13 protein-coding genes are annotated in these 11,311 nt (G+C 67.8%); 12 read left to right on the forward strand and 1 reads right to left on the reverse strand.

Features of this window, described 5'->3' with window-relative positions:
- The first annotated feature begins 9 nt into the window (after nucleotides 1–9).
- From dusB to ruvC, 12 genes are all read left to right on the forward strand, one after another.
- A complete protein-coding gene (gene dusB, locus ASC95_RS06040) occupies nucleotides 10–1,062 on the forward strand; it encodes a tRNA dihydrouridine synthase DusB (protein WP_057296809.1) in 1,053 nt (350 codons plus the stop codon).
- Between the two features lie 20 nt (nucleotides 1,063–1,082).
- On the forward strand, nucleotides 1,083–1,331 hold the full coding sequence (locus ASC95_RS06045; protein ID WP_056202949.1) for a helix-turn-helix domain-containing protein: 249 nt from the start codon (nucleotides 1,083–1,085) through the stop codon (nucleotides 1,329–1,331).
- A gap of 6 nt (nucleotides 1,332–1,337) precedes the next feature.
- Nucleotides 1,338–2,915: a bifunctional phosphoribosylaminoimidazolecarboxamide formyltransferase/IMP cyclohydrolase gene (purH, locus tag ASC95_RS06050; RefSeq protein WP_057296810.1), complete on the forward strand. Its 1,578-nt coding sequence runs from the start codon at nucleotides 1,338–1,340 to the stop codon at nucleotides 2,913–2,915.
- Between the two features lie 103 nt (nucleotides 2,916–3,018).
- Nucleotides 3,019–4,428, forward strand: coding sequence for a coniferyl aldehyde dehydrogenase (locus ASC95_RS06055; protein WP_057296811.1), 1,410 nt, complete (start codon nucleotides 3,019–3,021; stop codon nucleotides 4,426–4,428).
- A 3-nt stretch (nucleotides 4,429–4,431) separates the two neighbouring features.
- On the forward strand, nucleotides 4,432–6,072 hold the full coding sequence (locus ASC95_RS06060; RefSeq protein ID WP_057296812.1) for a GMC family oxidoreductase: 1,641 nt from the start codon (nucleotides 4,432–4,434) through the stop codon (nucleotides 6,070–6,072).
- A 2-nt stretch (nucleotides 6,073–6,074) separates the two neighbouring features.
- Entirely contained in the window at nucleotides 6,075–6,362 is a 288-nt protein-coding gene (locus tag ASC95_RS06065) for an antibiotic biosynthesis monooxygenase (protein WP_057296813.1), read from the forward strand.
- A gap of 30 nt (nucleotides 6,363–6,392) precedes the next feature.
- A complete protein-coding gene (locus ASC95_RS06070) occupies nucleotides 6,393–6,941 on the forward strand; it encodes a GNAT family N-acetyltransferase (protein ID WP_057296814.1) in 549 nt (182 codons plus the stop codon).
- Nucleotides 6,941–7,330, forward strand: coding sequence for a GFA family protein (locus tag ASC95_RS06075; protein ID WP_057296815.1), 390 nt, complete (start codon nucleotides 6,941–6,943; stop codon nucleotides 7,328–7,330). The genes ASC95_RS06070 and ASC95_RS06075 overlap by 1 nt, the downstream gene beginning before the upstream one ends.
- Nucleotides 7,331–7,438: 108 nt before the next feature.
- Entirely contained in the window at nucleotides 7,439–8,314 is an 876-nt protein-coding gene (locus ASC95_RS06080) for a M48 family metallopeptidase (RefSeq protein ID WP_082567508.1), read from the forward strand.
- Nucleotides 8,315–8,359: 45 nt separating this feature from the next.
- Nucleotides 8,360–9,010, forward strand: a complete 651-nt coding sequence (locus tag ASC95_RS06085) for a 1-acyl-sn-glycerol-3-phosphate acyltransferase (protein ID WP_057296817.1) — start codon at nucleotides 8,360–8,362, stop codon at nucleotides 9,008–9,010.
- Nucleotides 9,010–9,990 (forward strand): phosphatidate cytidylyltransferase, encoded by a 981-nt coding sequence (locus ASC95_RS06090; RefSeq protein WP_057296818.1) that lies wholly within the window; start codon nucleotides 9,010–9,012, stop codon nucleotides 9,988–9,990. The genes ASC95_RS06085 and ASC95_RS06090 overlap by 1 nt, the downstream gene beginning before the upstream one ends.
- A gap of 245 nt (nucleotides 9,991–10,235) precedes the next feature.
- Nucleotides 10,236–10,784, forward strand: coding sequence for a crossover junction endodeoxyribonuclease RuvC (ruvC, locus tag ASC95_RS06100; protein ID WP_056202980.1), 549 nt, complete (start codon nucleotides 10,236–10,238; stop codon nucleotides 10,782–10,784).
- A gap of 47 nt (nucleotides 10,785–10,831) precedes the next feature.
- Here the strand turns inward: ruvC and ASC95_RS06105 are convergent, their stop codons facing one another.
- On the reverse strand, nucleotides 10,832–11,311 hold the full coding sequence (locus ASC95_RS06105) for an FxDxF family PEP-CTERM protein (RefSeq protein ID WP_057296820.1): 480 nt from the start codon (nucleotides 11,309–11,311) through the stop codon (nucleotides 10,832–10,834).

Raw genomic sequence — 11,311 nt, forward strand, 5'->3', positions numbered from 1 at the left:
AGACGTCTCGTGCAAATCGGCCCTCACCTTCTCCCCAACCGGCTCTTCGTGGCGCCGATGGCGGGAGTGACGGACCGGCCCTTCCGCCAGCTTTGCCGGCGCCTGGGCGCGGGTTACGCGGTCAGCGAGATGGTCACGTCGCGCAAGGAACTGTGGGGCAGCCTCAAGACCTCGCGACGCGCCGACCACAGTGGCGAGCCGGGACCGATTGCCGTGCAGATCGCCGGCACCGACGCGGCCATGATGGCCGAGGCCGCCGCCTACAACATCGACCGCGGTGCCCAGATCATCGACATCAACATGGGCTGCCCGGCCAAGAAGGTGTGCAACAAATGGGCGGGCTCGGCGCTGATGCGCAACGAGGCGCTGGCGCTGGAGATCGTCGAGGCCGTCGTCGCCGTGTCTACGCCGCGCGGCGTGCCGGTCACGCTGAAGATGCGCACCGGCTGGAGCGAAGACGAGCGCAATGCGCTGCGCCTGGCGCGCCTGTTCGAGTCGGCCGGCATCGCCATGCTGACCATCCACGGACGCACCCGCGAGCAGGGCTACAAGGGCCTGGCCGAGTACGACACGATTGCGGCCGTCAAGACAGCGCTGACAATTCCGGTGGTCGCCAATGGCGATATCGACAGCCCCGAGAAGGCGCGCGACGTGCTGGCCTACACCGGTGCCGACGCGCTGATGATCGGCCGCGCCGCCCAGGGCCGGCCCTGGATCTTCCGCGAGGTGGCCCACTTTCTGGCGACAGGCGAACACCTAGCCGCGCCCACCGTGCTTGAAGCACGCGACTGGCTGAGCGAGCATCTGCACGACCACTACGGCCTGTACGGTGCGCTCAGCGGCATGCGCAGTGCGCGCAAGCACATCGGTTGGGCCGTGCGCGGCCTGCCCGGCGGCGAAGCCTTCCGCCAGCACATGAATACGCTCGAGAGCTGCGACCTGCAGTTGCAGGCTCTGCGTGACTGGTTCGATGAACTCGGCCAGACCCACGACCGGCTGCCGCCCACCGTCGCGGCCGCCAACGACGAAGACGCACAGGCCGACGAAGCCTGTGCCGCCTGAAACCTTTTTCGCGCCCTGTCATGAGTGCCCAGAAGAACACCACGCCCAACCCCATCGACGCCTGCGTGCGCGACAACCTCGAAGCCTTCTTCCGCGACCTCGACGGCCAGGAGCCGCACTCGATGCACGAGATGCTGGTCAAGCTGGTCGAGAAACCGCTGTTCGAGATCGTCATGCGTGAGGCTGGCGGCAACCAGAGCAAGGCCGCGCAATGGCTGGGCATCAACCGCAACACGCTGCGCCGCAAGCTGACCGATCACAACCTCTAAGCCGTCATGCAACTCACCGCACTTCTCTCCGTTTCCGACAAGACCGGCATCCTCGAATTCGCCAAGGCGCTGCACGCCCTGGGCGCCAGGCTGCTGTCCACCGGCGGCACCGCCAAGCTGCTGGCAGACGCCGGCCTGCCGGTGACCGAGGTGGCCGAGCACACGGGCTTCCCCGAGATGATGGATGGCCGCGTCAAGACGCTGCACCCCAAGATCCACGGCGGCCTGCTGGCGCGCGGTGACACGCCCGAGCATGTTGCGGCGATGGAAAAGCACGGCATCACGCGCATCGACATTCTGGCCGTCAACCTCTATCCCTTCGAGGCGACGGTGGCCAAGCCCGGCTGCACGCTGGAAGACGCCATCGAGAACATCGACATCGGCGGCCCGGCCATGGTGCGCAGCGCGGCCAAGAACTGGAAGGACGTGACGGTGCTGACCGACGCGGCCCAGTACGGCACGGTGCTCGACGAGCTGAAGGCCCACGGCAAGACCAGCGACAAGACGCGCTTCGCCTGCTCGGTGGCCGCGTTCAACCGCATCGCCCAGTACGACGCGGCCATCAGCAATTACCTGTCGGCGCTTCAAGAGGACGGCGCCAAATCCGAATACCCGGCGCAGATGAATGCCACCTTCGTCAAGGTGCAAGACCTGCGTTACGGCGAGAACTCGCACCAGAGCGCGGCGCTGTATCGCGACCTGTTCCCGGCGCCGGGTTCGCTCGTCACCGGCAAGCAGTTGCAGGGCAAGGAGCTGAGCTACAACAACATCGCCGATGCCGACGCCGCCTGGGAATGCGTGAAGAGCTTCGACACCCCGGCCTGCGTCATCGTCAAGCACGCCAACCCCTGCGGCGTCGCCGTGGCCGGCACCGCGGCCGAGGCCTACAGCAAGGCCTTCAAGACCGACCCCACCAGCGCCTTCGGCGGCATCATCGCCTTCAACCGCGAAGTGGACGGCGCGGCGGCCCAGCTCGTCGCCAAGCAGTTTGTCGAGGTGCTGATGGCCCCGAGCTTCAGCGCCGAAGCGCTGGAGATCTTCAAGGCCAAGGCCAATGTGCGCCTGATGCAGATCGCCTTGCCGCCGGGTGGTTCGCGCCCCTGGGACCAGGGCCGCAATGCCGGCGACAGCAAGCGCGTGGGCTCGGGCCTGCTGCTGCAGACCTCCGACAACCACTTCCTGAAGCGCGAAGACCTCAAGGTCGTCACGACGCTGCAGCCTACCGCCCAGCAGCTCGACGACCTGATGTTCGCCTGGACCGTGGCCCAGTATGTGAAGAGCAATGCCATCGTCTTCTGCGGCGGCGGCATGACGCTGGGCGTGGGCGCCGGCCAGATGAGCCGCCTCGACTCAGCCCGCATCGCCTCCATCAAGGCCCAACACGCCAGCTTGAGCCTGCAGGGCTCGGCCGTGGCCAGCGATGCTTTCTTCCCCTTCCGCGACGGCCTTGACGTGCTGGCCGACGCGGGCGCGAGCTGTGTCATCCAGCCGGGTGGCTCCATGCGCGACGACGAAGTCATCGCTGCCGCCAATGAGCGCGGCATCGCGATGGTGGTCACAGGCGTACGCCATTTCCGCCATTAATCCGGCTCTAGACGTACTTCTCTAGTCCAGGGCCTCCCCCGATGGTGGGGGCCCGTCTTGCGGTTAGCCTCGACGCACTAGATCGAGAACCGGAGACATGCCCATGGACACCGCCCTGCAGGAGCGCCTGCATCTGGCGCTGACGGCGCAGCGCCGCGCCTACGAGGCTGAGCGCATGCCTTCGTACGAGGTGCGCCGCGACCGCCTGCAGCGCCTGCTGGCCATGACACGCCAGCACGGCGAGGCCATCGCCGCTGCCATGGCCCAGGACTTCGGCCATCGCGCCCGCCAGGAATCGCTGCTGGCTGACATCTTCACCGTCGAGTCCGGCGCCCGCCACGCCATCAAGCATCTGCGCCGCTGGATGAAGACCCGGCGCGTCGCCACGCCGCTGCACTTCCTGCCCGGCCGCAATGTGCTGATGCGCCAACCGCTGGGTGTCGTGGGCATCGTGTCGCCCTGGAACTATCCGTACTACCTCGCCATGGAGCCTGCCGTCGCCGCGCTGGCGGCAGGCAACCGCGTGCTGATCAAGCCCTCGGAGCTGACGCCGGCCACCAGCGAGCTGATGGCGCGCATCGTCGCCGAGCACTTCAAGCCCGAGGAAATGCAGGTCATCACCGGGGACGCCGAAGTGGGCAAGGCCTTCACGACGCTGCCCTTCGACCACCTGTTCTTCACCGGCTCCACCGCCGTGGGCCGCCACGTGGCCCAGGCCGCCGCCCGCAACCTGACGCCGGTCACGCTGGAACTGGGCGGCAAGTCACCGGCCGTCGTCGACCGCAGCTGCGACCTGCGGCTCACCGCCTCGCGCCTGGCCTTCGGCAAGCTCTTCAACGCCGGCCAGACCTGCGTCGCGCCCGACTACCTGCTGGTGCCGCGCGAGATGGTCGAACCGCTGAGCGAGCAGATCCTGGCCGAGATGCGCCGCATGTACCCGCGCATTGCCGGCAACGCCGACTACACCAGCATCGCCACGCCGCGCCACCTCGCGCGTCTGCAAGGGCTGATCGCCGATGCCGCCGAGCGCGGCGCACGCGTGCTGCGCAGCCACGACGAGCAGCCCGACGACCGTCGCCTTGTGCCGGCTCTGCTGCTTGACGTGCCGCCCGAGGCCACCGTCATGCAGGAGGAAATCTTCGGCCCGCTGCTGCCCATCGTCGGCTACGACAAGGTCGACGAGGCCCTGGCCCACATCAACCGCGGCGACCGTCCGCTGGCGCTGTACTGGTTCGGCCAGGATGGCGCGGCGCGTGACCACGTCATGCGCGAGACCCATGCCGGCGGCGTGACGATCAACGATTGCCTGTGGCACCTGGGCCAGGAGGAGCAGCCCTTCGGTGGCGTCGGCGCCAGCGGCATGGGTTCGTACCACGGCGAATGGGGTTTTCGCACCTTCAGCAAGGAGAAGCCGCTGTTCATCCAGTCCCGCTTTGCCGGCACCAAGCTGTTCCAGCCGCCGTATGGCGCCACCTTCGAGAAACTTCTTTCGCTGCTGCGACGCATCGCCTGACCCATGAACGACACCCAAGGTTTCGACGAGGCCCATGACGTCATCGTCATCGGTGGTGGCTCATCCGGCTCGGCGCTCGCCGGCCGGCTGAGCGAAGACCCCGGCACCCAGGTGCTGGTGCTGGAAGCAGGTGCCGACGTCAGCAACTGGCTGGGGACGGTGCCCACAGGTGCCGTGCTGATGGTGCCCAGCAAGCTGCACAACTACGCCTTCGAGACGGTGCCGCAGCCGGGCCTGAATGGCCGCTGCGGCTATGTGCCGCGCGGCAAGATGCTCGGTGGCTCGTCGGGCATCAACGCGATGGTCTACATCCGCGGCCAGCGCGAGGACTATGACCACTGGGCCGCGCTGGGCAACCCCGGCTGGGGCTGGAGCGACGTGCTGCCGCACTTCATCAAGAGCGAGGGCAACGACACCTTCGGCGCCCCGCTGCATGGTCGCGATGGGCCATTGAAGGTCAGCCAGTTGCGCACCGACAACCCGCTGCAGGCTGCCTGGCTGGCCGCCGGGCGAGAGGCGGGCCACGTCATCAATGCCGACTTCAATGGCGAGACGCAGGAAGGCGTTGGCATCTACCAAGTCACGCAGGACCGCGGCGAGCGTTGCAGTGCGGCCCGCGCCTACCTGCGCCCGCACCTGGGCCGGCCCAACCTGCGCGTGACCGTGCAGGCACAGGTGCAGCGCATCCTGTTCGACAGCCGCCGCGCGGTGGGCGTGGAGGTGAAGGTGGGCGGCGTGTTGCGTCGGCTGCAGGCCAGGCGTGAGGTCGTGCTGGCGGCGGGCGCCATCCAGTCGCCGCAGCTGCTGATGCTGTCCGGCGTGGGCGATGCGGCGCAACTGCAGGCGCAGGGCATCGCCGTGCTGCACCACCTGCCCGGTGTCGGTGCCAACCTGCAGGACCATCCCGACTTTGTGTTCGGCCTGCGCAGCAGCAGCCTCGACACCTTCGGCCTGTCCCTGCGCGGCGGCTTCGCCTTCTGGCGCGCCGTCCAGCGCTACCGCGCCGAGCGCCGCGGCATGCTGACCAGCAATTTCGCCGAAGGTGGTGGCTTCCTGCGCACCAGCGCCGCGCAGGCGCGGCCGAACATCCAGCTGCACTTCGTCGTCGCGGCCGTGGAAGACCACGCGCGCAAGATGCGCCTGGGGCACGGCATGTCCTGCCATGTGTGCCTGCTGCGCCCGCAAAGCCGCGGCACCGTCAGGCTGGCCGGGCGCGATGCCGGCACCGCGCCGCTGATCGACCCAGGCTTCTTCCAGCATGCCGACGACATGGCGCAGATGGTGGCCGGCTTCAAGCTCACGCGCGAGCTGCTTCACCAGCCGGCGCTGCGCGCGCATTGGCGCACCGAGATGTGGAGCACCGAGACGCGCTCGGATGCCGACATCGAAGCCCTGCTGCGCCAGCGCGCCGACACCATCTACCACCCGGTGGGCAGTTGCAGGATGGGCACGGACGCGATGGCCGTGGTGGACGCCGAGCTGCGTGTGCACGGCCTGCAGGGCCTGCGCGTGGTGGATGCGTCCATCATGCCCACGCTGGTCAGCGGCAACACCAACGCGCCCGCCATGATGATCGGCGAGAAGGCGGCGCAGATGATGCAGGCTTCGGCCCGCCAGCCCGAGATCGTTGCGCAGGCGGCCTGAGCATGATCCTGGAGATCGCGCAGCTTCAGGTGCGGCCTGGTCAGGGCGCTGAGTTCGAGAGGGCCTTTGCCGTCGCGCAGGGAATCATCTCGTCCATGCCCGGCTACCTGGGCCATGAGCTGCAGCGCTGCCTGGAGCGCGCCGATCACTACATGCTGCTGGTGCGCTGGGAGAGCGTCGAGCACCACGAGGTAGGCTTTCGCAAGTCCGAGAGCTACCAGGAATGGCGCCGGTTGCTGCACCACTTCTATGACCCCTCCCCGACAGTGCTGCACTACGAGCGGATTTGAAGCCTCGGGATGCGAACATGCGGTCCACGCATGCACAGCCCGCCACAATTCCGCCACGCCACGCCTGAAGACGCTGCCGCGCTCGCGGCCTTCGGCGCCCAGGCCTTCGCCGACACCTACCGTGAGCTCAGCGACGCGCAGGAGATTGCCGACTATGTCGCCGAGCACTTCCAGCCCGAGGTCATGGCTGGCGTCATCCTGGACACCACCTGCACGGTGCTGCTGGCCTGGGTGGACGAGCAGCTCGCCGGCTACGCCATCGTCAAGGTCGAGCCTGCGCCCGATTGCGTGGCGGGCCCGGCCCCCATCCATCTCTGGCGCATCTATCTCGGCGAGGGCTTCATCGGCCGTGGCCTGGGCGCGGCGCTGATGCATGAGGTGCATGCCGTGGCGCGCCGGCGCGGGGCGCAGACCCTGTGGCTGGGTGTCTACGATCGCAATGTGCGAGCCGTGGCCTTCTACGAGCGCTTCGGTTTCGCCCAGGTTGGCGGCCAGGAATTCCTGTTCGGCGGCCAGATCTACATCGACCCGGTCTACGCGGCCGCCGTGCGTCCGCCCGAACTGAAGGAGGCCTGCTGATGATCGAAGGTTCCTGCCTGTGCGGCAGCGTGTGCTGGCGTTTCGACGGACAGCCTGACGGCGCAACCGCCTGCAACTGCACGGCCTGCCGTCGCTACGGCACGCTGTGGGCCTACGACTACGTGGACGAAGGCATCCACGTCACCGGCCCGACGCAGGCCTATGTGCGCGGCAAGGCGCTGGAATTCCATTTCTGCCCGACCTGCGGCTGCGTGACGCATTGGCGCGGGCTGAGGCTGGAAGCCGACGGGCGCCGCCGCATTGCCGTCAACCTGCGCCTGGCCGAGCCTGATGCGGTGGCGGCCGTCCCGATCGACCACTTCGACGGCCTTGATACCTTCGATGACCTGCCACGCGATGGCCGATGCGTTTCCGATTATTGGTTTTAGTCCTACAGGTAAAGCCTTGAAACCGCACGGCTCGTCGCCAGATTGGGGGCGCAAACTGCCGTCTTCCCACGCGCGTGGCGGGTGGGTGATGGTTTGAGGAGTGTTGCGATGAAATTCCCCCGATTCCTGCTGCTGTGCATGGCCCTGCTAGGCACGCTCTGGCTGGGCAACGCCCAGGCGCTGCCTAACGTCGACGAGGTGCAGGCCGCTGCTCAGCGTGGCGACTACGCCGGCGCGGAGAAGATGATGCGCGAGGTTGTTGCGGCCAAGCCCGACAGCCCGCGCGCCCATTACGTGTTGGCCGAGATCCTGGCCCACCAGCGCCAGTTCCCTGAAGCCGCCGAGCACACGCGCCGCGCTCGCGCGCTGGACCCTGCCATCAAGTTCGCCGACGCCGCCAAGTTCAATGCCTTCGAACAGTTGCTGCAGCGTGAGCAGGCCGGGGTGGCGAAGTCCGTCGCGCCGACTGCCGTCAATGCGGCACCGCCGATGCGCGCCGCGCCGGTCGAGCGCAGCGAGAGCGGTGGTGGCGTGTCCCTCTGGCTGCTGATCGGTGGTGCCGTCATCTTCATCTGGCTGGCCATGCGCTGGATGCGCAACCGCACCGCCGCGCAGAGCCAGCAGCCGGCCATGGCGGGTGGTTATGGCGCGGGCGGCTATGGCGCTGGTTATGGGCCTGGCGGTATGCAGGCGCCTGGCTCGGGCGGCCCCGGCATGCTCGGCGTTGGTCTTGGCGTAGCGGGTGGCGTTGCCGCCGGCATGCTGGCCGAGAAGCTGCTCCATGGTGGCCATGACGAACGCAGCGTCCCGCGCGACACCGATACCAGCGGCGGCCTGATCCCCGGCAGCTTTGATTCCGGTGGCTCCAGCAGCGCCGCCGACGAACTGAGCCGCCGTGACATCGACTTCGGCAGCGGTGACGGCTGGGGCGACGCCGGCGGCGGCGATTTGGGTGGCGGTGGCGGCGGCAGCGACGACTGGTAAGTCCTCACGGGCTGGCGCGGGGGCGGGCCCCGATAATCCCGCCCCATGACGCCAGCCGCTTTCACCGGCCAGTTGCTCTCCTTCATTGCCCGCCTCATCACGGGGGCTCAGGGCCACTGGAAGGGCTGCCCGCCGACGGCGGAGCAGCGCATCTACATCGCCAACCACCAGAGCCACTTCGATCTCGTCCTGATCTGGGCCGCCTTCCCGCATGATCTGCGCGCCACCACGCGCGCCATCGCCGCCCGCGACTACTGGACAACCAGCGCGCTCAAGCGCTGGCTGACGACCTCGGTCTTCAACGCCATCTACGTCAGCCGCACGCGCAGCAAGCCCGACGAGGACCCGCTGGAACCCCTCGTCGAGGCGTTGGCCAATGGCGACTCGCTGGTCATCTTTCCCGAGGGCACGCGGTCCAACAAGGGCAACCCGCAGCCCTTCAAGTCCGGCATCTACCACCTCGCCGAGCAGTTCCCGCATGTGCAACTGATCCCAACCTGGATCGACAACGTGCAGCGTGTCATGCCCAAGGGCGAAGTCGTGCCCGTGCCCATCCTGTGCACGGTCACCTTCGGCGCGCCCATCCAGCTGCGCCCTGGCGAAACCAAAGCGGACTTCCTGTGCCGCGCCCGCGAGGCCGTCATGGAGCAGCGGCCCGACCCGTACTGGGTCGGCCGCGAGAACGAGGCCAATTGATGCGCTGGCTCAAGGCTTTGACCTCCAACGAGCAGGTGGCCCTGCTCTTCGTCGTGCTGTTCGGCTTCCTGATGCTGTTGACGGTGGGGCTGTTCCTGAACTCGCTGCGCGAGCGCGAGAGCGAGGACGAACGCCTGAAGTCCCAGCTCGCCTGGGAGCGCGTGCGGCGCGACCTGCGCGCTGCCTGGATCGGCGGCTGCATGTTCTGGGTCGCGTGGATCTCGGGGCCGCTCGGCGCGACGCTGCTGTTCGCGCTGTTCTCCTTCCTGGCGCTGCGCGAGTTCATCACCCTCGTGCACACCGAGCGCAGCGACCACCGCACCCTCATCGTCGCCTTCTTCGTGCTGCTGCCCATTCAGTACATGATCTGCGGCACGCGCTTCTTCGACCTGTTCACCGTCTTCCTGCCCGTCTACGGCTTCCTGGTGCTGCCCATCGTCAGCGCGCTGGCCGGCGACCCGCGCCGCTTCCTGGAGCGCAACGCCAAGATCCAGTGGGGCGTCATGGTCTGCGTCTATGGGCTGTCGCACGCGCCGGCGCTGCTGCTGCTGGACATCCCGGGCAACACCGGGCGCGGCGCCTTCCTGCTGTTCTTCCTGGTCATGGTGGTGGCGGCTTCGCAGATCGCGCAGGAGATCGCCACCCGCGCGCTGCGCCGCCGCCCGGTGGCCCGGCAGATCAGCCGCAGCTTCTCGATGCGGGCCTGGTGGATCGGCACTTGCACCGGCGCCGTGGCCGGCCTGCTGCTGTACTGGATCACGCCGTTCAAGGCCGGCCAGGCGCTGGCCATGGCCTTCCTGACCGCCGGTGCTGCGGGCTTCGGCGGCCTGGTCATGAAGGCCCTGAAGAAGGACGCCGGCGTGCTGTACTGGGGCAACCGCAGCTCCATCACCGGCGCCGTCGGCCTGCTGGACCGCATCGCGGTGCTGTGCTTTGCGGCGCCAGTGCTGTTCCATTCGGCGAACTGGTACTACCGGTGAAATGATGGAGCCCCTCGTCCAGTCTCGCCGCGCTGAACGCGGGCAAGCCCGGTCGGTCTTGCAGACCGCGCTGCGGCTTGAGCCGCAGCCCTTCGGCAGGCACATGCCGCCCACTGGGCGCCATGTGTCCGGCCTCAGCCCCCAAGGGGACGGCCATGCTTGGCGGATCGACCGCCAAGCACATCGCCCCAGGCGGGCCGGCTTGGGAGCGGCCCTGCGCTCGGCCCGCAGAACCGCTATCTAACATGAGAATTCTCGGCATTGACCCCGGCCTGCAGACCACCGGTTTTGGTGTCATCGAAGCCGACGGCCCGCGCCTGGCCTATGTGGCCAGCGGCACCATCAAGACCAACGCCGTCGCCACCGGCGACCTGCCGGCGCGGCTGAAGATCCTGTTCGATGGCATCCGCGAGGTCACGGCGCGCTACCAGCCACAGTGCGCAGCGGTGGAGATTGTCTTCGTCAACGTGAACCCGCAGTCCACGCTGCTGCTCGGCCAGGCGCGCGGCGCGGCCATCACCGCGCTGGTGTCGGCTGACCTGCTCGTCAGCGAGTACACGGCCCTGCAGATGAAAAAGGCCATCGTCGGCCACGGCCACGCCAAGAAGGAGCAGATCCAGGCCATGGTGCAGCGCTTGCTCAGCCTGCCGGGCCTGCCTGGCAAGGACGCCGCCGATGCGCTGGGCATTGCCATCATGCATGCGCATGCGCGCGTCAGCTTCGAAGCGATGAGCCGCAGCACGACGCTGGAGCGGCGCCAGCATGCGCAGTTCAAGGGCGGGCGGACGTACTAAGAAGAACGGCCCGCCTAAGCGGGCCGTCGAAGCGACGCGGGTCGCGCTCAGATCAGCTTGCGGCGACGAGCGAGGAAGCCGACGACACCGAGGCCGCCCAGCATCAGGGCATAGCTTTCGGGTTCCGGTACTGCGCTGATGCTCAGCGTGCCACCTTGATCGATGCCGTTGATCGCATAGTTGAAATTGCTTGCACCGAAGTTCGAGAACAGATCTACGGCGCCACCACCTTGGGTCGCGAAGCGGCCATTGGGGCCTGTCAGCGTGCCACCTTCGAACTTCACATAGGGGTCGGTGGCCTGTGCCAGCGTGTAGGTCTGGCCCTGAAAGCTGAAGCTCAGCGAGGTCAGGCCGAAGTCGCCGTCGAAGCCGCCAGCCGACACCACGGCGTCGTCGAAAGAGAAGCTGCCGTTCAGCACCGTGGCTGTGGGGGCGGTGTCGAAGCTGCCGGTGAAGTTGTACGTGGCGGCCTGAGCGGCGCCGGCCAGAGTCAGGGCCGCCAGGGCCAGGATAGATTTGCGATTCAT

It is taken from the genome of Pelomonas sp. Root1217, assembly GCF_001425705.1.
In the GTDB taxonomy this organism is placed as follows: domain Bacteria; phylum Pseudomonadota; class Gammaproteobacteria; order Burkholderiales; family Burkholderiaceae_C; genus Pelomonas.